This window comes from Levilactobacillus enshiensis (assembly GCF_007115095.1).
Taxonomy (GTDB): domain Bacteria; phylum Bacillota; class Bacilli; order Lactobacillales; family Lactobacillaceae; genus Levilactobacillus; species Levilactobacillus enshiensis.
Window position 1 is genome coordinate 352057 of sequence record NZ_SULH01000001.1, and the last position, 23899, is coordinate 375955.

Here is a 23899-nt window from a genome sequence, read left to right on the forward strand (position 1 = left end):
TTAACGCTTTTACTCAGGATTTAACGCCAATGGGTCTAACTTTGAAATACCAGTATTATAGCTAGCAAAATGTTCCAGGTAAGCTTTTAACCGAATTATCAGCGGTTATTAACTGTGAGGAACAGGTAACAACTTTGTGAGTAAACCATGACTAAGTTTGCCAGATTATGGGCTGATTTTTGTATATCGTATGCAGAAAAGCTCATTTTTACTCGTGCTAAATGTGACATCAGATTTTAATTTTTCATTTTAAACGCTGTTATATCAATGCTTTAAACTGGTTTGTTAAAATAATTTATCATTTACCATTGATTTTAATTAATTTCTAATATACAATTGGAAACATAAAATTTGAGGTTGTCAATTTATTACTCAAACAACTAAGAGGGGTTGGAATTAAAATGAAGATTAATTCGGCAGTCAAATTAGGGACGGTGGCAACGTTCGCGGCAGTTCTACTTGCAGCGTGTGGGTCATCTTCCAGCAGTTCAAGTGAATCCAGCAAGCAAACCTTAAACTGGATGGAAAGCTCAGCGTTACCTTCAATGGACTCATCTACCGCCACTGATGTCGTTTCAGGGGAAACGATGAACAACACGGGTGAAGGGCTCTTACGGATTGGTAAGAACAGTAGCATTCACCCTGGGGTTGCGAAGGATTACAAAGTCTCTAAAGATGGCAAAACCTACACCTTTAACTTACGGAAGTCTAACTGGAGTAACGGTGACAAGGTAACGGCTAAAGACTTCGTTTACGCTTGGCAACGGACGGTTAATCCCAAGACCGCTTCGCAATATGCTTACATGTACGCACCTGTGAAGAATGCGAACGCCATCATCAACAAGAAGAAGGCCGTTTCAACATTAGGCGTTAAGGCCGTTGGTGATTACAAGGTTGTGGTCACGTTAACGCGGGCAACTAGTTACTTCCCTTCATTGGTAGCTAGTCCAATGTTCTTCCCACAAAATGAATCAGTTGTTCAAAAATACGGTAAGAAATACGCAACGAATGCTCAGGATAACGTCTACAACGGTCCATTCAAGTTGACATACTGGACTGGGACGTCTGATAACTGGTCGATGAGCAAAAACACTAAGTACTGGAACGCAAAGAATGTTAAACTGAAGAAGATCAACTTCAAGACGATGAAGGATCCGCAAACGGCTTTGAGTCAGTACCAAAGTGGCAAGTTGGATGCAACTTACCTGAGTGGTCAACAACCAAAGAACTACAAGAACTCTAAGGAGTACGTTGAACGGAAGAGTGCCTCAACCTTCTACATTGAATTGAACGAAAAGAAAGATTCAATGATGAAGAACAAGAAAGCACGTCAAGCCTTATCAATGGCCATCAACCGGGACCAATTTGTCAACAAGGTACTCCAAGATGGTTCAACGGTTTCAACCGGTGTCGTTTCAACTGGTTTGGTGGAAAACAAGGGTAAGGACTTCAACACCGATGCTGCTGTTCCTTCAGCTACGAGCTACAACCTGAAGAAAGCTAAGCAACTTTGGAAGGAAGCTCTGAAGGAAACTGGTCGTTCAAACTACTCACTGACCTTAACCGCTGACGATACACCAGCTGGTAAGAACTCAGCTGAATTTATTCAGAGTCAATGGGCTAAGTTGGGCAACATCAAGGTCACGAACAGCAACCTGCCATTCAAGACACGGTTAGCGCGTTCACAAAGTGGTGACTTCGATGCCGTTATCTCCGCATGGGGTGCCGACTTCCCAGACCCAATCTCCTTCTTATCACTCTTCACTTCTGGTAACTCTTACAACAACGGGAGATGGTCTTCCAAGGCTTACGACAAAGACGTTGCCGCAGCTACTGGTAAAGACGCTAACAACACAACCGCTCGTTGGAACGATTTGGTTAACGCGCAAAAGACGATCTTGAACGAACAAGGGATTATCCCAATTTACCAACAAGGGAAAGCCCAACTCGTTAAGTCTAAGGTTCAGGGATTGGTTTACTTCCCAACCGGCGCTAACTGGGACTTCAGTAAGGCTTACATCAAGTAAGTTCTTGTTAACTCAGTGATTACTGTCGGGTAACCGACTTCATAAGTTTTATCGGGGAGTAAGGATTAACGCGAGTTGATCCTTACTTTTCGGTATTATTGCAATCATTTATTGTCTTGTTATTTTCGTAGAGTCTTTGTTAAGTTTGATAACTTAACGGTAACGAATAAGTCTACTGATTGAGAGGTAAACAAATGGCAAAGTACCTAGCAAAGCGGATCTTCTATCTGATCCTGACCTTATTCATTGTGATTACCGTGACGTTTTTCCTGATGAAGTTATTGCCCGGGACGCCACTGACCAATCAAGCCAAGCTCTCTAAGAGTCAGATTCATCTGATTTATGAGCAATATGGGTTGAACAAACCCGTTTGGCAGCAGTACCTGTTGTATCTGGCTGGTGCGGTCAAAGGTGACTTCGGAACGTCCTTCCAATTCAGTGACCAACCCGTATCTTACTTGATTTCGAGTCGGATCGAACCATCCTTGCAGATTGGGCTGCAAGCCATGATTATTGGGGTCATTTTGGGTGTTATCATCGGGGCCTTCGGTGCAATGAAGCAAAATACGTGGGTTGATACGACGACCACGGTGGTATCTATCTTAGGGATTTCAATTCCTTCCTTCGTCTTAGCCGTACTGTTACAGTACTACTTAGGTTTGAAGGCCGGTTGGTTCCCAATCGCTGAATGGGGCGGCTTTATCTACACGGTATTGCCAACCTTGGCTTTGGGGGCGCAACCGCTGGCCGAGTCCGCGCGGTTCGTTCGGACCGAAATGGTCGACGTGTTGAGTTCGGATTACATTGAGTTGGCGAAGGCCAAGGGGCTGAGCAAAACCGGTGTGATTTACCACCATGCGCTACGGAACAGTTTAATTCCGCTGATTACCATCGTGGGACCATTGGCCGTGAACATCATGACCGGGTCCATGGTTGTGGAAAACATTTTCTCCATTCCTGGTATCGGGGAACAATTCGTCAAGTCCGTCTTGACCAATGATTACCCAACCATCATGGGCTTAACCATCGTCTATTCATTCATGTTGTGTGTCGTTCTGTTGATCACGGATATTCTTTACGGAATCGTTGATCCACGGATTCGACTCACAGGAAAGGCTAACTAGGAGGTAAATAAATGGCAGATACAGTAAAACTCCCTGAAGATAGCTTTAAGCCGATTACGTCCGATGATCGGGCGGCGTTAGATAGTGAAAAAATTGCAGCACCTTCTCTGACCTTCGCGCAAGATGCATGGCGGCGGTTAAAGAAGAACAAGGGGGCTTGGGTCTCCTTGATTGTCTTGGTTGTCATCTTCATCATGGCCTTTGGGTCCATCTTCGTTTCACCACATGACCCTAATGCCGTGCACCCAGCCTATGCCAACTTACCTTCTAAGATCCCTGGTGTTAGCATTAATGGGTTTAACGGGACCTTGGTCCAAGCCGGTGAACGAATCGATGCCTACAAGGCTGCTGGTGCCAGTGGTGCACATTACATCATGGGAACCGACTACTTAGGTCGTGACTTGTTCTCACGGGTCCTTTATGGGACACGGATTTCCTTGATCATCGCGTTGGTAGCCACGTTATTTGACTTAACGATTGGGGTCACGTACGGGATGTTCTCAGGTTGGAAGGGTGGTCGCATTGATACCATCATGCAACGAATCATTGAAATCATCCTGTCCATCCCTAACTTAGTGGTTATCGTCTTACTGATCTTGATCCTGAAACCCGGGATGACCTCGATCATTATCGCCATCGCACTGACGTCTTGGGTCAACATGGCCCGGCTGGTACGAGCGCAGACGTTAGAGCTGAAGGAACAAGAGTTTATCTTGGCGGCTAGAACGCTGGGTGAGCGACCGATTAAGATTGCGTTTAAACACTTGCTCCCGAACCTCTCGAGTGTCATCATTATTAATACGATGTTTACCATCCCCAACGCCATCTTCTTCGAAGCCACCTTGTCCTACATTGGGATTGGGATTTCCTCACCACAGGCTTCACTAGGGACGTTGTTAAACGATGGACAGAAGAACTTCCAATTCCTGCCATATCAAATGTGGTGGCCAGCGTTGATTCTTTCCATCATTATGTTAGCCTTCAACCTTCTAGGTGATGGCTTGCGGGATGCGTTTGACCCGCGGACGAAAGAGTAGGTGAAGTCACGTCATGGATAACGAAAAAGATATTTTGGAAGTGCGCAACTTACAAGTTAACTTCAAGACCTATGCCGGTGACGTTAAGGCAATCCGGAACGTTAGCTTTGATTTACGTAAAGGGGAGACTTTGGCCATCGTTGGGGAATCTGGTTCCGGTAAATCCGTAACCACCCGGACGATTATGGGCTTAAATGCTCGGAACGCCGATATCACTAGTGGAACCATCATGTACAAGGGTGAAGACCTCTTAAAGAAGTCGGAAAAGGAAATGGAAGGCATTCGGGGCCAAGATATTGCCGAAATCTTCCAAGACCCAATGACCTCCTTGGACCCAACCATGAAGATTGGGCGGCAAATCGCCGAACCGCTGATGGTTCACAAGGGGATGAAGAAGGAAAAAGCCTTAGCGCAAGCTTTGGAAATGATGAAATTAGTCGGGATTACCGATGCTGAAAACCGCATCAATGACTACCCACACCAATTCTCAGGTGGGATGCGGCAACGGATCGTCATTGCGATTGCTTTGATCAACTACCCAGAAATTCTGATTGCTGATGAACCCACGACCGCCTTGGACGTGACGATTCAGGCACAGATTCTGAATCTGATGAAGGAATTACAAGACAAAATTTCCACGTCAATTATTTTCATCACGCATGACTTGGGTGTCGTGGCCGGCATGGCCGACCGGGTCGCCGTCATGTATGCGGGGAAGATCGTGGAATACGGGACGGTTGATGAAATCTTCTACAACCCGAAGCACCCGTACACGTGGGGCCTGTTGAGCTCGATGCCAACACTGGATACCGGTGGCGATGAATTGCCATCGATTCCAGGGACGCCACCGGACTTATTGGATCCGCCAACTGGGGATGCTTTTGCTGCCCGGAACGCCTACGCGTTGAAAATCGATACGGAACAAGAACCACCATTCTTTAAGGTGTCTGACACGCACTATGCCGCAACTTGGCTGTTGCATCCGGATGCCCCTAAAGTGACGCCGCCCGACCAAATCGTCGCTCGGCAAAAGAAGTACGCTGAGATGCAAAAGGACTTGGTCAAGCAACAACGGCCAAGTATTCCAGTTGAAGAAGAGGAGGAACAGCAATAATGGATTACGAAAATGCCGAAAAAATCCTCGAGGTCAAGCACCTCAAACAGTACTTCAACGTGGGTAAGCCCGATGAGGTTCGCGCCGTTGACGATATCTCCTTTGATATCTACAAGGGTGAGACCTTTGGCCTGGTTGGAGAATCCGGTTCTGGGAAGACTACGACTGGCCGCGCAATCATTCACTTGTACGAGCCAACCGCTGGAGAGATCTTATTTAACGGCAAGAACGTAGATAACTTTACCAGTAAGGCTGATCAACGAGAATTTCGTCAGGACATGCAGATGATTTTCCAAGACCCGTATGCGTCACTGAATCCCCGGATGAAGGTCAAGGATATCGTGGCTGAAGGAATCGACATCAACCACTTGGCCAAGGACGACGCTGACCGGAGCAAAAAGGTTGAAGACTTGCTGGAAACGGTGGGCCTGAATAAGGACCACTCCAGTCGGTATCCCCACGAATTCTCTGGTGGCCAACGGCAACGGATCGGGATTGCCCGGGCCCTCGCCGTTGATCCGAAGTTCGTGATCGCTGATGAACCGATTTCTGCCTTGGACGTGTCCATTCAAGCCCAAGTCGTTAACCTGATGAAGAAGCTTCAGCGAGAACAGGGCTTAACGTACCTGTTCATTGCGCATGACTTGTCCATGGTTAAGTACATCTCAGACCGCATTGGGGTCATGCACTACGGTCGGATGCTAGAAATCGCCGATTCTGACGAAATCTACGCCCACCCGCTGCATGACTACACTAAGAGTCTGCTGTCTGCCGTGCCAGTTCCTGATCCTGAGTTTGAACGGACCCGGGAAGAAATTGCGTACGATGCCAGCAGAGAAGGCGATGGTAAGGAACGAAAGTTAGTTGAAATCGCTCCCCATCACTGGGTTCGTGCTGCCGATGATGAAATTGACATGTACACGCAACGTGCTCATGAGGCGTCATTGATTAAAAAGTAAATTGAAAGCACTGTTGCTGTGATGGCGACAGTGCTTTTTTGTTGGGTCTAAAGTTGAAAGTTCCAAAACTAGGTAACATAGTGGGTTAGGTCGCCTTACCGGTCGGCAAATATGGGCTGGATCGGTGCGAACACAACTTGAAGCCTCGAAAGCCCCGAGTCTACAAGCTTGGTTTTCTACTAAGCCAGCAAGAACAAAAAAGTTCCGCCGACGATATCGTCAGCGGAACCTTTGCTGTTAGGGAGTTACTTCACTTTGCCCTCAGTATTGTTGTAATAGTTAACCTGGTAGTGCCCATCCTTAACGGTCAGCTTGGTGATGCTGCCATTGTCAACGGGAACGGAAACATCGATGTCGGAATACTTCGACACGATGCTCCGAATAGTGGTGCTGTGGGTGGCAATTAAGATGCGGTCACCATCAGTGGCAGCGGCAATGACGTGATCCAGACCAGGTTGCACGCGTGCCCAGAACTCAGCGTTATCTTCAGCATCGCCAAAGGGGTCCTGTGCCTTGAACATATCCTTGGTCTTTTCAATGGTCAGGTTAGCGATCATGGCGTTGAATGAGTCTAAACCAAGTGGTGTTCCCAACGTGTGCCAGGTCATGCCGGTATCCATACCTTCGAAGAAGCCAAAGTTTTCTTCCCGGAAGGCAGGTTCGGTCGTCAAGGCAACGGGAGCATCATTAGCGGCTAAAATGCTTTTAGCGGTGTTTTGCGCCCGAGTGGTGTCACTAGCGTAGGCAGCGGCAAATGATAGCTTAGAGAGACGTTCACCGGCTCGCTTGGCGTCTGCAATCCCTTTGTCGGTCAGAGGCGAATCGGACCACCCTTGAATGCGGTGGTATTTGTTTAAATAGGTTTGGCCGTGACGGACCAAGTAGAGTTCAACTGATGCCATGTTTTGGTCTCCTTTGATAATAAATGATATGAGGTGCGACGCAGTGACAGCAAGACATGCCAGCTGCGTTGGATGTTGACTAGTGGTGGTGACAAAATGGTGTTCAAAAGATAGCCACCAGCGACACTAGACTGCTAGTTTAACAGTTATGCGCTGGTTTTTAAATGACTTATGAAAAGGTAAGCGGTTTCCAGCACGACTTGTTATTAATTTAGAAATAATAGCGGCATTGGTCGCAGATAATACCAGGTACGTGGCGTAACTGCTCACCCGATTGCGCTGGTAGATTCGGTAAGGTGGTGGCAAAGTTTAAGCCACCATAACGGGCGAAATCTGAAACAATTACGCTAATTCAGAATTCCTAGTTCACGCCGAATCTCGCGCGCAGTAGCGGCACTGCTGGTGAAGATGATCCGGTCATTGAATTTGAGCGTGGTACTCCCGGTTGGTCGAATGAAATGGCCTTCACGGAAAATTTGACTGATTGTGATGTCCTTGACGAATGGCAAGTTGTGGATTTCCTGGTCGGTGTAGCGACGATTGCGCAATGCCACTTCGTAGACGGCAGAGGTCGACGCCGTCAGTAGACGCAGGGTGGTTGGGGTCTCAATCAGGCTCCGGAGCATGGCAATATTGACGTTCGGTGTGTTGTAGACCTCAATTCCCAAAGCAGTTAGCTCGTCTTCCCGTGCGTCCAAGACGTTGCGGTCCTCGAAACGCACGATGACCCGGTTGACACCGTACGCCTTGGCAGCCTTAGCCAGCTCATAGTTCTTGGTGGCGTTAAAGTGGCCGAGCACAACGATGTCAGCATCGAAGGCATCCTGGGACTCAACCACCTTGGTATCCAACGAAGACAGCAGTTTGGCGTTGACCTCGGAGTTGTAGGTCTTGAAGTTGGCCTCTTTATCGGTATACATGGTGATGTCGTACCAGCTGTCAGCCAGCTGTTGGGCGACAGGAACCGTGAGCAAATTGGTGCCAATGAAGTGCACCGTCGATTTTTTCAAGTCCTCAGCTTCAGCGGAATAGCCGGTGTTGAAGAGCAGTGGCCCGAGTACACAGGTGAGAATGGCGGCGAGCAAGAATGCACCGGATTGTTGTGTGGTGACGACCTTCATGGATTTGGCAACTTGCAGGACGGCCAGGACCATGGTGATGGTCGCAGCCGAGATGGCAGTTCCAGCAAAGGCGTTGCCCCGTTTGAAACGTAACCGGAGGATGAAGTAAACGGCGGCTTTGGCCAACAGATAGGCGACAAAGAAGGCCGGAATCAGGAGGAGGGTCGCCGGGTCGGCCAGCAATGTGCGGAGGTTGAGGTCAGCCCCACTCATCATGAAGAAGATGGGGATGAAGAACCCGTAACCGATACCGTCCAACCGAACCATGGTATTTTCTTGCGGTTGCAAAAGTTTCATGACGATTCCGGCAACGAAGGCGCCCAGGATTCCCTCGGCCCCCACAGATTCGGCAATGACGACCAGACTGAAAATTAGGAAGAATGCTAGGCGGATGTCGAGTTGCGTCGTGGATTTATTGATACTCTCAAAAAAAGTGAAGAACGGTTTGAACCGCCGAAAGAGGATGCCGGCAGCTAGGAAGACCAGTAGGAGAAGCCACAAGGATTTACTACTGTTGCCGAAGATCGAGGCGTAAACGGTCAACGAAAATAGGGGCACGATTTCCCCTAGGGCGGCCACTAACAAGACGGTTTGGCCGAACGGTTTACTCAGCAGCTCTTTTTCCTTCAAGGTGGCGATGACGATTCCTAGGGAAATCGTCATGAAGATGATGGCCGCTAGCCACGGGTCTTTGAAGAGTCCGGTCCATTGACAAATGAAGCCCAGCAAAAGCGACGTGACCATAATGGCCGCGTAACTGCTGACGGCCAGAAAAACTGGCGAGTACTTGGACGCGTTACCGGCGACCTTGGCGGCCAGTGGTGTCTGCGGACGCTTGCGGCGGTTGAATAGACTGAAGTCGATTTCCATCCCACTGAGAAACAGGAGGAAGATGACCCCCGTATTTGAAAGCAAGGAAAGTGTGGTGTTGCTGTGAACGATGTTGAGAACGCTAGGGCCCAACAGGATTCCCACGAGGATCTCCACGACGGCGGTGGGCAGGACGGTGAGCTTGAATTTCGCCATCACCAGCGGCGTCACCAACGCGGCGGTCAGAATGATTAATAAAGAAACTTGATCCATAAGATTCACCCCCGAAAAAGTTCCCTTACATTATAGCAAAATTGCGGCCACAAGACTGGAATAAAGGCACCACCTAGAGGGCATTTCAACGATAATTGACCAACACGGGTTGACCTAAATTTAGTGCAGTCAGTTTACTTTATTTATCACGAAAACACGTGTAGAATGGTAAGTCGAATTATTACGTCTGCCGACCAGTGGCTGCGGGTGATGGGGATGACAATTTTCCCATCATGGGGGAGTGAACTGGCCGAGTGGGCTGTCAAGGTTTAGTGTTCTGGACGTCATCAGCGACTGTCAACAGGTGTTGATCGGTGGTTCCAGAACACGTTAGTTTGCCCAATTAATCGAGGAGGGATTGGCTTGCCAGATTCAATTAAGGCCCACGAACAAAAACACTTAGATGCGGTGGTTACGAAGATCAAAGCCGCAGAAAAGGACGCTAAACAGCGAATCGACGTGGCTGAGGATGACGAAGCCGGGATTCGCAAGAACTTTGTCAACGACTTACGAATCAAAACAGATAGTTATGAGGGCTTGCTGGAAACGGCGCTGTCGGTGCGGCAACAGCAACAACTGTTGGCTGAACGGCAGAACAGTTGGCAACACGCCACAACGGAATTAAGTACGCTGCAACGCTTGGAGAAGAAGGCCTACTTTGCGCGGATCAATTTCCAAGAAGGTCCGACCGCGAAGCCGGAAACCATCTATATTGGGTTGGGGTCCTTCTCCGACACGCCTGACCACTTCTTGATCTACGATTGGCGGGCACCCATCTCGAGTATTTACTACGATGGGGAATTGGGAAATGTGAGCTACCAGACGCCGGATGGTGAACAGACCGTCGACGTGAAACTCAAACGGCAATTTCAAATTGAAGATGGGACCATTGTGACCCTGTATGACACCGACCAAACGGTGACGGATCAGATGTTGCTGTCGGCATTGAGCGAGCACTCCGATACCAAGATGAAGAGTATCGTGACCACCATTCAAAAAGAACAAAATCAAATTATTCGTGATACCAAGTCCGACCTGTTATTTGTGCAGGGGGCAGCGGGTTCCGGGAAAACGGCCGCTATTTTACAACGGGTCGCCTTTTTACTTTACCGCTACCGGGGCCATTTGACGGCAGGGCAGGTCATGCTGTTCTCACCTAACCAATTATTTAATGACTATATCGACCAAGTGTTGCCTGAATTAGGGGAACACAACATGGTTCAGATGACATACTATCAGTATGCCGGACGACGGCTGCCGAAGATCGACGTGGAAACGTTGGCGCAGCGCTTTGGTGAGACCAATACGCCGGCACAAAAGAAGATCAATCAGCTCAAGGGAAGCCTGGCGTTCTTTGATGCTGTCACGGCCTATGCCGACCAGCTGGAAAGCCGCGACATGGTCTTCAGAAACATCAAGTTCCAAGGCAAGATCTTTATTGATAAGGAAAAGATTCAAGAAATTTACTACAGCTTCAACCGAAACTATCACTTGGGCAACCGACTTCAAGCCACGAAGGAAGCTTTGATTCGTATCTTGAATCGGCGCATTACGAGTGAAATGAAGACCAAGTGGGTTGAAGAAACCATTCAGGACATGAGTAAAGAACAGTTGGATACCTTGTACGGCGAAGAACCAAGAGAATTCGACTCCTCTGAAAAGGAAATGCAATTTCTGTCGCGGCGAGTCGTCATGCAGGCGTTTGACCCTATTCGTAAGGCCATCGTCCGGGCACGATTCTTGAGCATCAATAACCAATACGTTCACATGTTGCGGAGCATGCCCAATCGGATTGATTTAGCACAGGCAGGTATTTCCGTGGCGGATTGGAATGCCAGCGTGGAGGAATCGATTGGTAAGCTGAAAGATCATCGCATGCAGCTGGTTGATACGACGCCGTACCTGTACTTGTATGACAAGATGACGGGCAAGGGTGGCGAGCGAGATATGCGCTATGTCTTCATGGATGAAATCCAAGACTACAATGCCTTTCAGTTAGCCTTCTTAAAGTTCAGCTTCCCCCGGGCACGCTTCACGATGCTGGGAGATCTGAACCAGGCCATCTTTACCAAGGAAAACAGTCGGACGCTGTTGCAGGAACTCAGTACGATGTTTGATCCCGACAAGACGCGGGTCATTCAGTTGACGCAGTCGTACCGGTCGACGCAGCAGGTGACTGATTTCACCAAGCATATCTTGAAAAATGGTGAAGCGGTCACTGCATTTGCACGGGAAGGTGAACTCCCAACCATGACGCTGGCGGCTGATGAAGCGGCGGGCCTCAAACGGGTCATCGCCCAAATCAAGCAGAACGAAGAAGAGGACGAGACGACCGCCATTATTGGCAAGGATTTGGCGGATTGTCGCGACCTGACGGCACAGTTGAAGGCAGCGGGCGTGGCGGTAACGTTGATTCAGTCCGAAAACCAACGGCTGGCACCGGGAACCATTGTGGTCCCATCGTTCCTGGCCAAGGGTCTGGAATTCGATGGTGTTATTGTTTGGCAGGCCTCAGCGAGTCGTTACGCGGCGGAGGATGAACGGCAATTGCTGTACACCATCTGCTCACGGGCCATGCATCGACTGAGTATCGTCGGCATTGGTGAGTTCTCGCCATTACTTAGCGATGTGCCTAGTGATGAGTATGAAATGGTTTAAGTGAATTGAAAACGCATGTCGCTGACTGTTGTGGTCGGGGCATGCGTTTTTTTGTTTGTTGGGAAACTAATGATAGATAGAAATATAGTTAGTCATATTAGCTAGTTAGTGATTTGTAGGGCAACCTTTCTCTTGACGTATTTGACACTAAAGCGGTTGTCAACGGGGTGATGGTACGATATGCTTTAAGAGGTTAAATGAAACTGACTTAGACTGCTGTTACAGTGTCATTGCCCAAGGTATTCTCCATGAGTGCGGAGCTAATTCTGTGTAGAAGGAAAGTGAAGTTATGCCAGTACAGCCATACACTGCTGCCAAAAAAGCGGCCAATGAAAGATGGAACAAAAAGAACAAGGAACGGGTACGGTACATTGCGGAGCGGTCTAAAGCACGTAGCTTTATTAAAAAATACGCGACTGATGACGATTTGCACGAACTTTTGGACTTGATCACTAGCAAGTTAGCTGAAAGGCCAGTGAGTGACGCTTAGTTCTGCAACCGGAGATATTAAAAAATATTCTCTGTGTACTGTCGGGGAAAGCTTCGTGGACCGGGGGCCATTTTTCGGGCCCTTTTTTCATACAACGATCTTTTTCCTAACCGTTTTAGTAAGCGCCTCCATTTTACAACTTCTCAGTGTCGGAAACGATCGACTTTGCGGTATAATGGTGGGTAATTATTTCTATCCAAAGTTGAGGTGTCTCCATGAGTGATCCCATTAATTACAATGCATTTACCCGCGCACAGTGGCGGGCGTTTTCCGATGATGCCACGTTACCGTTGACGCAAGAAAGTTTGCGGCAAATCAAGGCGTTCAATGATCGGATTTCCTTGCAAGACGTTCAAGATGTTTACATTCCGTTGGTTCATTTGTTGCACCTGGAGTTCGACCATTATCAAAAGCTCCAACAGGATAAGGCGACCTTTCTACAGCAAAAGAAGCACCGGGTACCGTTTATCATCGGGATTGCGGGGAGCGTTGCTGTTGGGAAAAGTACGGCGGCACGACTGTTGGAAGTTTTGCTCAATCACTATTTCAAGGGGCAACGCATTCAGCTGATTACGACCGACGGCTTTTTATATAGTAATGAAGAATTAAAAAAACGTAATCTAATGGCCCGTAAAGGGTTTCCTGAAAGTTATGATATGGCGAAACTCATTCACTTTTTAAACGCGGTGAAGGCCGGTGAAAAATTAATTAAGGCGCCGGTCTATTCGCATAAAGTTTATGATATCGTCCCTGATCAGTTTGAATACATTATGCATCCGGACGTGCTCATTGTTGAGGGAATTAATACCCTGCAATTGCCGACGAACGAACAGATCTACGTCAGCGATTTTACTGATTTTTCGATCTATGTCGATGCTGACCCGAGCTTAGTGGAAAATTGGTTCCTGGAACGATTTGAACTGTTACTGGAAACGGCCTTTCAGGACCCCACCAATTATTACTATCCCTATGCAATTGGTGATCATGATGCGGCACTGGCCAAAGGAAAAGCGGTTTGGCGCGACATTGATCTGAAAAATTTGGAAGAGTACATTTTGCCAACCCGGAATCGCGCCGACATGATCATTCACAAGACCTTCCATCATCGTATTGACCGATTACTGCTGCGAAAGTATTAGGAGGCGGTCGAATGTTACGAGATGCGACTATCGTTGACGCTGATGCAGTGGCCATGCTGGTACTACATGAGCTTGAACGGCGCCAATTGCGGCGGCTACGGCGAATCAGTAAGGAGCAGCTCTCGCAATTGTTGTTCGTCGGGTACCACCAACCTAATTTTCGCTACGGCTACGCCCAGGCGCGCGTCTATCAAAATCAGGGCGTCGCGGTAGGCGTGGCGTATGGGTATCCAGCGGCAGTTGAAGGCACGTTAGATAACCAGTGGTCGGCGCTGTTTTCTCGGTTGCAGGTGACGCCGCCCCAACAACTAGTTGTGACGCCACGCGCACTGGCTGATGAATGGTATTTAGACTTACTAACGGTACGGAACCGTTCCAAGGATAAGACTTTTCAGCAGAAATGGTTCGACGAATGGCTCTTGGGTGACGCGATTCACCGGGCCAAGTTAAGCGGTTGTCCGGTGATGGGGATGGACGTGCGGCCGGGAAGTCCACTGGGGACGTTGGCAGCAGAATATGGCTTTGTCGCGACCCAGCGACGGTTGTTGGACAGACAGGCCTATTATCATTTACGCCTGAAATTAACTTAGCCGTTATTCTGGCGACTAAACTTCAGGCGCTGAAAGCCCGAACCACGGGAGTAAGCAGCAGTGGTGAAGGCCAATTGCAACTTACCGGGTGACCCAGTTTTAGTCGAAATCGGTCGGATTTGCATTGACCATCGTTTGAGAAATCTGTATGATATAACCAATGTTGAAAAAGAAGAAAGGGTGAATGGCTTGGCAAACGTGGATATGTCCAAATTCGATAAGATTATCGTTTTGGATTTCGGAAGTCAATACAATCAATTGATTACGCGCCGGATTCGTGACATGGGCGTTTACTCTGAATTAAAGGCCCACACCATGAGTGCGGCTGAGATCAAGGCTTGGGGCCCCAAGGGAATTATCTTCTCCGGGGGACCAAACAGTGTGTATGACAGTAGTGCCTTTAATGTGGACCCAGAGATTTTTAACCTAGGAATTCCAATTTTGGGAATCTGCTATGGGATGCAACTGATGGCCCACAGTTTGACCGGTGGTAAAGTTGAGTCTGCAGACAACCGGGAATACGGTCGAGCAGACATTACCGTGTTGAGCGAAGATGCCAAACTGTTCAAGGACACGCCGAAGACCCAGACCGTCTGGATGAGCCATGGTGACTTAGTGACGCAAGTGCCAGATGGGTTTGAACGTGTGGCAACCAGTGACAATTGCCCGATTTCTGCCATGCAGGACGTTGACCGCAACTTTTACGGGATTCAATTCCACGCGGAAGTTCGTAATACAGAATATGGGAATGACATTCTGAAGCACTTTGCTTTTGACGTCTGTGGCGCGGCGGCAAACTGGTCCATGGATGACTTTATCGACTTACAAATCGAACACATCCGTGAAACGGTCGGCAACAAGCGTGTCTTGTTGGGCCTGTCTGGTGGGGTTGATTCCTCAGTAGTTGGTGTGCTCTTGCATAAGGCCATTGGCACGCAATTGACCAGTATCTTTGTCGATCACGGCCTCTTGCGGAAGGGTGAAGCCAAGCAAGTGATGGATAGCTTGGAAGGAAAGTTCGGGTTGAACATCGTTAAAGTCGATGCGCAAGACCGTTTCCTGAGCAAACTGGCTGGTGTCACTGAACCTGAAAAGAAACGTAAGATCATTGGTAACGAATTTATCCAAGTCTTTAATGACGAGGCCCAAAAGCTCGATGGTATCGACTTCTTGGCCCAAGGAACGTTGTACACGGACGTGATTGAAAGTGGGACTGATACGGCACAAACTATCAAGTCACACCATAACGTCGGTGGGTTGCCGGAAGACATGCACTTCCAGCTGATTGAACCACTCCGTTCCTTGTTTAAGGATGAAGCCCGTGAGTTGGGTGAAAAGCTGGGGATGCCAAGCGAACTCGTTTGGCGGCAACCATTCCCTGGTCCCGGTTTAGGAATTCGAGTTCTTGGCGAAATCACGCCAGAAAAGTTACAGATCGTCCGCGATAGTGACCTGATTCTGCGTGAAGAAATCAAAAAGGCCGGCCTCGACCGCGATATTTGGCAATACTTTACGGTCTTACCAAACATCAAGAGTGTGGGTGTCATGGGTGATGGCCGGACTTACGACTACGCCGTAGGTATCCGGGCTGTGACGTCGATTGACGGCATGACCGCTGACTTTGCCCGCATTCCTTGGGATGTTTTACAGGAGATTTCTGTTCGCATCGTCAATGAAGTGGATCATGTGAACCGCATTCTGTACGATGTTACGAGTAAGCCGCCTTCGACTATTGAATGGGAATAGGCCCCATTCTAAGCTATTTGCGTGATTTGATTTTTGTCTATAATTGGTAGGCCATTTTTAGGACTATCACAAAAAGCGATCTCCTATAAAAGGGAGGTCGCTTTTTTATATCCAAACATTAATTAAAGGCTTACAAGTGTCTTTTGAATCCGGTTATATTCATCCATGTATTCTTTAGCGTTCTGTGTGACGCCAGCAAAGTCATCGTCAGCTGCTGGGGCAGTCAAACCACCACCGGCACCAACAACTACCGCACCAGCTGCAAACCAGTCGCTCATATTTTGAACGTTAACGCCACCGGATGGCATGACATTTAAGTAAGGGAATGGACCATGATATTCCTTGATAGCCACAGTTCCAGCCATAGCCCCTGGGAACAATTTAACTACCTCAGAGCCATATCTTAAGGCAGTCTGGGCTTCTGTAACGGTGTAGGTTCCGGGAACGTAAGGGACTTGGTAGAGATTGCACATCAGTGCCACTTCTTTGTCAAAAGTAGGGCTAACGATGAACTGTGCGCCGGCAATGATTGCTAATCGAGCGGAGGTAGCGTCTAAAACGGTACCAGCACCGACAACCACGTCAGTATCTGCATACTTACCGACTAATTCACTAATAACCGTGTCGGCGTGGGGCACACTATAAGTCAATTCCAATCCCGTTACACCACCGGCAATCACAGCATCCGCAACTTTAACGGCTTTTTCCGGCGTTTCGGCCCGAATGACGGCAATGACACCCGTGTTGATCATTTTCTGTAGTAAATCTGCTCTTTTCATAAAATATAACCTTCTTATTCTGTAGTTTGTTGACTCTGTAAGTACGTATCTAGCTCAGCTGGTGTTGGATAACCGTCGTTGTCACCAGGGCTCATGACAGCTAGAGCACCAATTGCGCAACCACGACGTGCGGCTTTGGCAATTGATAAGCCGTCTAGTAAGCCGGTGATTAAGCCAACCGCGAAACCATCACCAGCACCGACTGTGTCCACAACAGTCTGAACATGAAAACCAGGAATAGTTTGTGCCTGTCCATTTCTCTGCTTAATGTAGGCGCCTTTAGGTCCTAATTTCACGATAACAGTTTGCGTTATCTCACTTTGATTCAGGTAAAAGTCGGCAATCTTCTCCGGATCAGTTGACCCCATTAAAATCTCACCCTCATGAATACCTGGCATGACAAGATCGGCATTCTTAGCGAGGTCATTTGTCACGGTCACCATGCGCGCTTGAGTATCCCAAAGAGCAGGCCGAAGATTGGGGTCGAAAGTGATGAACTTGTTGTGTTGCCGTAAACGTTGACTGAGTAGCTTGAGGACAGTCAAATCGTTGTCAGATAGGGCAGCAAAGATACCGGAGAGGTGGGCAATCTTGACGTCATCGAAATCAATTTGATCAAGAGTCTGCGCGTTAAAGTTAGCTGCTGCCGAGTTCTTTCTGAAATAGAATGTCTTTGGATCGCCATGGCTGACCCGTTCCTTTAAATAGAATCCGGTCCAGTGCTCAGCATCTTCACTAACATAAGTGTTACCAACTTTGGAAGCCGTCATTGCTTTGCGAATGAATTTGCCAAAGGGATCTTGGCCGACCGCTGAAATATATTCTGACTGGTGACCAAGACGTGAGACACCAATGGCAACGTTTAATTCGGCGCCCGCCACAAACTTTGAAAAGTCAGTGGCGTCTACTAAAGTTTGATCAACGTTAGTAGACGCAAAGACGGCCATGGGTTCACCGATTGTTAAGAATTCAGCCATATGCTTATTCCTCTTTTCTTATCTGCGATTATGTGGAGTATAGTAAAATTTCTAAAATGAAAAGGGATGCGAAATATTCGCGTCCCTTTCGTCTAGATAGGGTTAGTCGTTGAAGAAACCGAAGTAGTCACGTGCGTTCTCGTAACTGATGCGCTTCACGATTTTACCCAAGTACTCAAGATCGTCAGGAGCTTGTCCGCGAGCAACCCATTGACCGATAACATCACACATTACACGACGGAAGTACTCATGACGTGGGTAGGATAGGAAGGAGCGACTATCGGTTAACATGCCTAAGAAGTTGGGGAACATACCAGTGTTGGCATAAAGCTTCATCTGGTCTTCCATACCATCACGGGTGTCGTTGTACCACCAACCAGCGCCAAGGTGCATCTTTTGAACGGGTCCTTCTTGGAAGTTACCCAGTAAGGTGGCAATGGCCATCCAGTCGTTAGGATTTAGGGAGTAGAAGATTGTCTTAGGAAGGATTCCCTTGGTTTGGGCGTCGTAGAACAGGCGACGAACTTGTTCGGTCAGGTCAGCCTGTGTCCCAACGGAATCAAAGCCCGTGTTAGGACCAATTTTGTCGAACATTGGCTTGTTTTGTGAACGGGCAACGTTTACGTGATATTGGAGAACCCAATCGTGTTTTTGAGCGAGTTGCATCATAGTTTCAACCAGAGCAGTCGTGAATTTATTCAAATCATCGGCTGATAAGGATTCGTTGGCCATTCCCTTAGCAAAAATAGTTTCAAGTTCAGCGTCTGATGCATCAGCGTAGTAGTAAGTGTTTAAGCCGAGGTCAGCAATCTTGCCACCGTGATCGGCAAAGAATTGAACACGTTGGGCCATCGCTTCAGTTAACGTCTTGAAACTAGTGATCGTAATACCAGCTGCAGAGCCTAATCGCTTTAAGTAGTCGGCATAAGTATCAGCAGTAATGTTGAAAGCATCGTCGGGACGCATGCCGGGAAGAACTTTGAAGGCGAGATGTTCTTTAGCTAATAATTCATGGTACTTTAAGTCGGATTCTGGTGCGTCAGTCGTGACAACCACTTGAACGTTAGAACGTGCAATTAAAGCACGAGGTGTGAAGGAAGGGGTCGCAAGTTGTTGATTAGCTTCATCCCAAATTTCTTTGGCAGTGCTAGGATCAAGGCGCTTATTGATGCCAAAGAAGCGACGTAATTCCAGGTGAGTCCATTCGTACAATGGAGAACCTAATGAATCATTGATCGTTTTGGCCCAAGCCACGAACTTGTCGTAATCATCACCGTCACCGGTAATCAATTCTTCGGGGACACCATGGTCACGTTCCAACCGCCACTTGTAGTGGTCACCGTACAAGCCTTCATTGATCCAAATTTGAGAGATGTTGGCGTAATTTTTGTTTTCGTAAATTTCCTTTGGTTCCAAGTGGCAGTGATAATCGATAATCGGCTCATTCTGTGCATATTCGTGGAATAGCTTTTTGGCAACACCAGTGGTTAATAGAAAATCATCATTTAATAAAGTCATAAGAATCACTCCTCGATTTCTTTACCTAATTCGTTCAACAATTCTACCCAAGACATCTTGCCTTGATACTTGATATCCATACTAGCAACAAAACGCGTTAAGATTCCTTGAGTCTTTTCGGTGTAGTTGGCTTTAACTGCCTGCAGTGCTTCGTTGATGCGTAGATCTTCCCATTGCATGTAGGTTTGACTGGACCAAGTCGTTCCGTTGAAAACTAAGGCAAAAGTATCCGCTTGAACTAGTTTTCCCAATTCAGCGTCGGTGTTGAGGCCGATACTACTGAGATCCACTTTAGCCGGCGTGTTGCCGTTAAAGTCTTGATTTAGGAACTTTTGCTCTGGTTGATTGTAGACAATAACCGTAGTTGACATCTATAGCTCACTCCTTAATCTTTATCAGTTTGCGTTTCTTCATAAGTTTCATCTGGCCACAATTCGTCGTATGGATGGCCAGTTAACTCTTCAGCAACCTTCTTGGCTTCAGGGGTTACGTCGCGTTTGTCACCACCTTGTTCCAAACGATCAATTTCACCTTGTAGAACAGCATGTGTTTGCCGGTTCAACTTGAATGTCCAGGAAACAACTAGGGCAACGACAATTAAGACCAGTGGAGCCACTACGAAGAGCAAGGCGATTTTACCGGTGACACCGGCAGCTTGCGTCGATGCAGTTGAGACATAACCGATTTCTTCCAATAAAATCCCGGCAATCCAAGTTGCTAAAGCACCAGTAGATTTACGGAAGAAAGTCATGACGGCGGCGTAGGTTCCCGCTTTGTCATCACGAGTCATAATATGGTCAACATCGGGGATGAATGGGAAGACGTTCCATGGCGTAAATTCAAGAATCCCACGGGATAATTGATAAACAATCGTGATAATGATCAAAATAGTTAGTGGGTTCTTAACATGTAAGAAGTAAGTCACCCCATAAGCAAGTAATGCAACGATAATGCCTATGTATGACAAGCTGTAAAGGAAGCGAGGTCCGTGAGTAATCATCAACTTTGCAGCAGCTAAGGTTGATAGGATTCCAAATACGGCAAACGCATTGAGGACCCAAGGAATATTTGAAGACATTCCCATGCAGACAACAATGAATGTTGGCAACAATGTTGCATAGAAATCTTTTCCAGTGAAGGAGAAAATATAAATGGTTAAATGCTTACTGAATGCGAGGTTCCGGAAAGTTTGACCGTAGTCGTGCAATGTTTCTTTGATGTACTGACCAACGGTTAACTTTGGACGAGCATCAAGTTCAGCGATGAACTCTTTCGTCAATGGACGTTCCCAAGTGCTGCGGTAGGAGATGTAAATTGCAGCTACAAACAGAACAGTCCAGAGAATTCCGGCAAAGAGATAAGCATTCTTCTTTGCTTCGGCACTAGGTAAGGATTGTAGAATAGCCAAAATGAAGAAAACTAGTGAGGTTCCAGTAGCAGAGATAAACATCCGAGAACCAGAGAGGACAGTTCGCTTGGTATAGTCGGTCGTCATTTCTGTTGGTAAAGTTTCCCAAGGAATCAGAATCATCCCAACGAAGAGTTCAGTTAACGTGTAAACAACTAAGTAGTAGACGAAGTCATGTCCAGGTCCGAAAATGGATGTGGCTGGTACCCAAAAGGCCAAGAAAGAAATAGCAAAACCAATTAGGCCAATGAACATCCAGAAATGTCGCCGACCGTATTTCTTACCAAGGTTTGTCTTGTAGAAGCCATCGGTAATTGTCCCAAAAATTAAACAGAAGATAGCATCAAAGACACGAGCAATACCAGTAATCGCACCGGCCATTGCGGGATTCAAACCGACAGAAAGCGTTAGATAAGCGAAGATGACTCCAGAAACAATGTTGTTCCAGCCACCACCCATGAGGTCAGTTAAACCATAGGCAACCCCACGTTTAACATTGATCTCTTTGGGTGTGTAGACCCAGCGAGTATGTCCCATAATAATTCTTCCTTTCGAAGCGCCAATAATTGCAAATATTCCGTGAACTGAAATATTAGTATATCTGAATACGCTTTCATTCTATCTGCTTTTTGAATAAAGTCAATATGTTTTTTGTGAATGTTCATTCAAAGAATTAAATTGTGAACAAGAAAAGGCGCCACTTCAATGCGAAGTGGCGTCTTTAGCAAGGATAAAAAAATTCATGGCCAGACACTTTTAAGGCTAAGAATAGTCGTCATTCAAAGAAATCGGGATGAATCTTTAAGGCCACCTTAATGTCATCATCGACCATATGCAAGTGACGACTAACACAGGTTTCCGCACGGGTAGGTATCTTATCTGCGACAGCAGCTACAATGGCACGATGATCATCGAAAATCTGCTGCCAATCGAGGTCTGCAACTTCCAGTCGAAGGTAACGGAAACGATTGAACTGGAGATTAACAACCTGTAGCCAGTTCCACACAAATTCCTTATGATCAATCTTGTAAAAGGCCTGGTGAAAGGCTTCGTCTAGATTGAAAAAATGATCATAATCTTTTGAGTGAAGGTAGAGTTCTTGCAACTGAATCAGTCTTTGTAGCTCATTTAGGTCGACCTCAGTGATATGGTTGATTGTTTCGGCAACAACCAGTTTTTCAATGTTTTCACGGACAAAACGTGCCTGATAAACCTCATCAACACTGATTTTAGCAACGTAAGTACCGCTTTGCGGGCGTACTCGGAGAAGGCCCTCACGACTGAGACGTAAAAATGCTTCGCGCATGGGAGTTGCACCGATGGAGAGTTCGTTTTGTAACTCCTTCTTATTAATGCGATCCCCCGGCTTGAGCTCTAGACGTAGAATTTTATTACGAATGGCAACGTACGCTTCATCTTGAAAATTTGTTATTTCAACCATCTATGACTCCCCCTGCCTGTTTTTCAACTAAAGTATAACAATTTTGCCAAGCATAAACAAAAAATAATTTAGACTTGTAATCGGTTTCAACACATGTTAAGGTTTTTACGTGAACTGATATATTAGTGTAATTCAAAATATTGCTAAACTTGAAAGGAGCATACCATCATGGTGCGCTTAACTGATGATTATCTTCAAGATGCTGCAGCCTTCACTAAAGCTGGTATTACGGTACCAAAGTTTGATCAAGCTGAAGTCAAGCAGGCTGCACAAGAGGCTCCAGTGTGGGTTCATTTTGGCGGTGGAAACTTATTCCGTTGTTTCCATGCCAAGCTGGCCCAAGACTTGCTGGATGCTGGCGAATTACAAGCGGGCGTCATTGTTGCTGAAACCTATGATGATGGCGTAATCGAACAAGCTTACAAGCCGTATGACAACCGTGTCTTACAGGTTGTTATGGATGAAGCTGGTAATTACGATAAAACTTTGATTGCTAGTGTGGCAGATGCTATTTATTACAATAAAGCCAATACAGATGGCTGGTCGAAACTAAAAGGGATTTTTGAAAAAAAGAGTCTCCAGTTTGTGACAATGTCAATTACTGAAAAGGGTTATGCTCTACGCGATGTCAATGGTGACTTAACTGAGGCTGCACAGGCTGATATCGCTGGTAATCCAGATGATGCTCGTACCAACATGGGCGCTATTGCCCGACTGCTGCTCGCTCGTTTTAATGCGGGTAAGTTACCGATCGCCATGGTATCGACTGATAACTTCTCAGAAAATGGCAAACGGTTTGAGGAAGCTATCTTGACGATTGCAACGGGTTGGGAAGCTAATGGGACGGTTCCAGCAGAATTTGTTGACTATCTCAAGAATCCCAAGCAAGTAAGTTTCCCTTGGAGTATGATTGATCGGATTACGCCAAACCCAGCAGAATCTGTTGCTAAGATTCTCAAAGATAGTGGCTTTGAAGATACTAATATTATTCATACGGCTAAGCATACTAACATTGCGCCTTTTGGTAATACTGAGGTGACAAATTATCTGGTCATTGAAGACAGTTTTCCAAATGGTCGGCCAGCTTTAGATAAGGCTGGTGTAATTCTTACTGATCGCGACACAGTTAATGATGCCGATCAAATGAAGGTTACAGCATGCTTGAATCCGTTGCACACAGGTCTTGCCATTTTTGGTTCGGTACTTGGTTACAACAGTATTGCCGAAGAAATGACTAATCCAGACTTAGTTGCTCTAGTAAAACAGGTTGGATATAACGAAGACTTGCCAGTTGTAAAGGATCCAAAGATTATTGATCCAAAGCACTTTATTGACGAAGTTATTAACAAACGCTTACCTAATAAAAATATTCCAGATACGCCACAGCGGATTGCTAGTGATAGTTCACAGAAGATTCCAATTCGGTACGGTGTTACTTTGAAACATTACCTGGACGAGGGGAAGAGTACCAGTGACCTTAAAGCAATTCCATTAATCATTGCCGGTTGGTGTCGTTTCTTGATGGCAGTCAAAGATGACGGCACACCATTCACACCTAGCTTTGATCCCCTGCTAGATAAATTACAACCATACGTTGAGAATATTAAATTGGGAGACGCTGTCGACGCACATGCTGTTTTGAAGCCAATTTTGACGAATAAGCAAATTTTCCCAACGGATCTTGAAGCTGCCGGGCTGACGCCTAAGATTGAAGCTTACTTTACTGCAATGATTGCTGGTAAGGGTGCTGTTGCGAAGACATTACATGAAGTGTTAGGAGATTAAT

At 46.9% G+C, this 23899-nt stretch carries 19 protein-coding genes; 11 read left to right on the forward strand and 8 right to left on the reverse strand.

What is annotated here, in order from left to right:
- Nucleotides 1-401 precede the first annotated feature (401 nt).
- The 5 genes from FAY32_RS01655 to FAY32_RS01675 all read left to right on the forward strand — a co-directional run bounded on the left by FAY32_RS01655 (nt 402) and on the right by FAY32_RS01675 (nt 6261).
- On the forward strand, nt 402-2027 hold the full coding sequence (locus tag FAY32_RS01655) for a peptide ABC transporter substrate-binding protein (RefSeq protein ID WP_143461664.1): 1626 nt from the start codon (nt 402-404) through the stop codon (nt 2025-2027).
- Nucleotides 2028-2221: 194 nt separating this feature from the next.
- Complete coding sequence (gene opp3b, locus FAY32_RS01660; RefSeq protein WP_143461666.1) at nt 2222-3151, forward strand: oligopeptide ABC transporter permease; 930 nt, start codon at nt 2222-2224, stop codon at nt 3149-3151.
- Between the two features lie 11 nt (nt 3152-3162).
- Nucleotides 3163-4188 (forward strand): ABC transporter permease, encoded by a 1026-nt coding sequence (locus tag FAY32_RS01665; protein ID WP_143461668.1) that lies wholly within the window; start codon nt 3163-3165, stop codon nt 4186-4188.
- Nucleotides 4189-4201: 13 nt separating this feature from the next.
- The gene (locus tag FAY32_RS01670; RefSeq protein WP_143461670.1) at nt 4202-5302 is read left to right on the forward strand and encodes an ABC transporter ATP-binding protein; all 1101 of its coding nucleotides are present in this window, start codon (nt 4202-4204) and stop codon (nt 5300-5302) included.
- Entirely contained in the window at nt 5302-6261 is a 960-nt protein-coding gene (locus FAY32_RS01675) for an ABC transporter ATP-binding protein (RefSeq protein ID WP_158727524.1), read from the forward strand. Before FAY32_RS01670 ends, FAY32_RS01675 begins: the two co-directional genes overlap by 1 nt.
- Before the next feature lie 245 nt (nt 6262-6506).
- Here FAY32_RS01675 and FAY32_RS01680 read toward each other — a convergent pair whose 3' ends face one another.
- Entirely contained in the window at nt 6507-7163 is a 657-nt protein-coding gene (locus tag FAY32_RS01680; RefSeq protein WP_143461674.1) for a histidine phosphatase family protein, read from the reverse strand.
- A 347-nt stretch (nt 7164-7510) separates the two neighbouring features.
- A complete protein-coding gene (locus FAY32_RS01685) occupies nt 7511-9367 on the reverse strand; it encodes a cation:proton antiporter domain-containing protein (RefSeq protein WP_143461676.1) in 1857 nt (618 codons plus the stop codon).
- 363 nt (nt 9368-9730) lie between these two features.
- Here FAY32_RS01685 and helD point away from each other — a divergent pair, with 363 nt between their 5' ends.
- The 5 genes from helD (at nt 9731) to guaA (ending at nt 15990) form a co-directional block, all read left to right on the forward strand.
- On the forward strand, nt 9731-12025 hold the full coding sequence (gene helD, locus FAY32_RS01690) for an RNA polymerase recycling motor HelD (RefSeq protein ID WP_143461678.1): 2295 nt from the start codon (nt 9731-9733) through the stop codon (nt 12023-12025).
- 289 nt (nt 12026-12314) lie between these two features.
- Nucleotides 12315-12515 carry a hypothetical protein gene (locus FAY32_RS01695; RefSeq protein ID WP_143461680.1) on the forward strand — a complete coding sequence of 67 codons (201 nt, stop codon included), beginning with the start codon at nt 12315-12317 and terminating at the stop codon, nt 12513-12515.
- A gap of 215 nt (nt 12516-12730) precedes the next feature.
- Nucleotides 12731-13654 (forward strand): type I pantothenate kinase, encoded by a 924-nt coding sequence (gene coaA, locus FAY32_RS01700; protein ID WP_143461682.1) that lies wholly within the window; start codon nt 12731-12733, stop codon nt 13652-13654.
- Between the two features lie 11 nt (nt 13655-13665).
- Nucleotides 13666-14244, forward strand: a complete 579-nt coding sequence (locus FAY32_RS01705; protein ID WP_143461684.1) for a hypothetical protein — start codon at nt 13666-13668, stop codon at nt 14242-14244.
- A 204-nt stretch (nt 14245-14448) separates the two neighbouring features.
- A complete protein-coding gene (gene guaA, locus FAY32_RS01710; RefSeq protein WP_191988133.1) occupies nt 14449-15990 on the forward strand; it encodes a glutamine-hydrolyzing GMP synthase in 1542 nt (513 codons plus the stop codon).
- Nucleotides 15991-16112: 122 nt separating this feature from the next.
- Here the strand turns inward: guaA and FAY32_RS01715 are convergent, their stop codons facing one another.
- From FAY32_RS01715 to FAY32_RS01740, 6 genes are all read right to left on the reverse strand, one after another.
- Nucleotides 16113-16769, reverse strand: a complete 657-nt coding sequence (locus FAY32_RS01715; RefSeq protein WP_143461688.1) for a bifunctional 2-keto-4-hydroxyglutarate aldolase/2-keto-3-deoxy-6-phosphogluconate aldolase — start codon at nt 16767-16769, stop codon at nt 16113-16115.
- Nucleotides 16770-16783: 14 nt separating this feature from the next.
- Nucleotides 16784-17746 (reverse strand): sugar kinase, encoded by a 963-nt coding sequence (locus FAY32_RS01720; protein WP_143461690.1) that lies wholly within the window; start codon nt 17744-17746, stop codon nt 16784-16786.
- A 102-nt stretch (nt 17747-17848) separates the two neighbouring features.
- On the reverse strand, nt 17849-19264 hold the full coding sequence (gene uxaC, locus FAY32_RS01725; RefSeq protein WP_143461692.1) for a glucuronate isomerase: 1416 nt from the start codon (nt 19262-19264) through the stop codon (nt 17849-17851).
- Nucleotides 19265-19269: 5 nt separating this feature from the next.
- Complete coding sequence (locus FAY32_RS01730; protein WP_143461694.1) at nt 19270-19635, reverse strand: hypothetical protein; 366 nt, start codon at nt 19633-19635, stop codon at nt 19270-19272.
- 14 nt (nt 19636-19649) lie between these two features.
- Nucleotides 19650-21209: an MFS transporter gene (locus tag FAY32_RS01735; protein ID WP_143461696.1), complete on the reverse strand. Its 1560-nt coding sequence runs from the start codon at nt 21207-21209 to the stop codon at nt 19650-19652.
- Between the two features lie 238 nt (nt 21210-21447).
- Entirely contained in the window at nt 21448-22113 is a 666-nt protein-coding gene (locus FAY32_RS01740) for a GntR family transcriptional regulator (protein ID WP_143461697.1), read from the reverse strand.
- A 168-nt stretch (nt 22114-22281) separates the two neighbouring features.
- Between FAY32_RS01740 and FAY32_RS01745 the strand changes: the two genes are divergently transcribed.
- On the forward strand, nt 22282-23898 hold the full coding sequence (locus FAY32_RS01745; protein WP_143461699.1) for a mannitol dehydrogenase family protein: 1617 nt from the start codon (nt 22282-22284) through the stop codon (nt 23896-23898).
- The last annotated feature ends 1 nt before the right edge of the window (nt 23899 follow it).

Bases quoted from the DNA above. Each gene is read 5' to 3' on its own strand.
- uxaC (WP_143461692.1), bottom strand. From the start codon at position 19,264: ATGACTTTATTAAATGATGATTTTCTATTAACCACTGGTGTTGCCAAA.
- FAY32_RS01730 (WP_143461694.1), bottom strand. From the start codon at position 19,635: ATGTCAACTACGGTTATTGTCTACAATCAACCAGAGCAAAAGTTCCTA.
- coaA (WP_143461682.1), top strand. From the start codon at position 12,731: ATGAGTGATCCCATTAATTACAATGCATTTACCCGCGCACAGTGGCGG.
- FAY32_RS01715 (WP_143461688.1), bottom strand. From the start codon at position 16,769: ATGAAAAGAGCAGATTTACTACAGAAAATGATCAACACGGGTGTCATT.
- FAY32_RS01670 (WP_143461670.1), top strand. From the start codon at position 4,202: ATGGATAACGAAAAAGATATTTTGGAAGTGCGCAACTTACAAGTTAAC.
- FAY32_RS01705 (WP_143461684.1), top strand. From the start codon at position 13,666: ATGTTACGAGATGCGACTATCGTTGACGCTGATGCAGTGGCCATGCTG.
- guaA (WP_191988133.1), top strand. From the start codon at position 14,449: ATGTCCAAATTCGATAAGATTATCGTTTTGGATTTCGGAAGTCAATAC.
- FAY32_RS01735 (WP_143461696.1), bottom strand. From the start codon at position 21,209: ATGGGACATACTCGCTGGGTCTACACACCCAAAGAGATCAATGTTAAA.
- FAY32_RS01685 (WP_143461676.1), bottom strand. From the start codon at position 9,367: ATGGATCAAGTTTCTTTATTAATCATTCTGACCGCCGCGTTGGTGACG.
- FAY32_RS01675 (WP_158727524.1), top strand. From the start codon at position 5,302: ATGGATTACGAAAATGCCGAAAAAATCCTCGAGGTCAAGCACCTCAAA.
- opp3b (WP_143461666.1), top strand. From the start codon at position 2,222: ATGGCAAAGTACCTAGCAAAGCGGATCTTCTATCTGATCCTGACCTTA.
- FAY32_RS01680 (WP_143461674.1), bottom strand. From the start codon at position 7,163: ATGGCATCAGTTGAACTCTACTTGGTCCGTCACGGCCAAACCTATTTA.
- FAY32_RS01665 (WP_143461668.1), top strand. From the start codon at position 3,163: ATGGCAGATACAGTAAAACTCCCTGAAGATAGCTTTAAGCCGATTACG.
- FAY32_RS01740 (WP_143461697.1), bottom strand. From the start codon at position 22,113: ATGGTTGAAATAACAAATTTTCAAGATGAAGCGTACGTTGCCATTCGT.
- FAY32_RS01695 (WP_143461680.1), top strand. From the start codon at position 12,315: ATGCCAGTACAGCCATACACTGCTGCCAAAAAAGCGGCCAATGAAAGA.
- FAY32_RS01720 (WP_143461690.1), bottom strand. From the start codon at position 17,746: ATGGCTGAATTCTTAACAATCGGTGAACCCATGGCCGTCTTTGCGTCT.
- FAY32_RS01655 (WP_143461664.1), top strand. From the start codon at position 402: ATGAAGATTAATTCGGCAGTCAAATTAGGGACGGTGGCAACGTTCGCG.
- FAY32_RS01745 (WP_143461699.1), top strand. From the start codon at position 22,282: ATGGTGCGCTTAACTGATGATTATCTTCAAGATGCTGCAGCCTTCACT.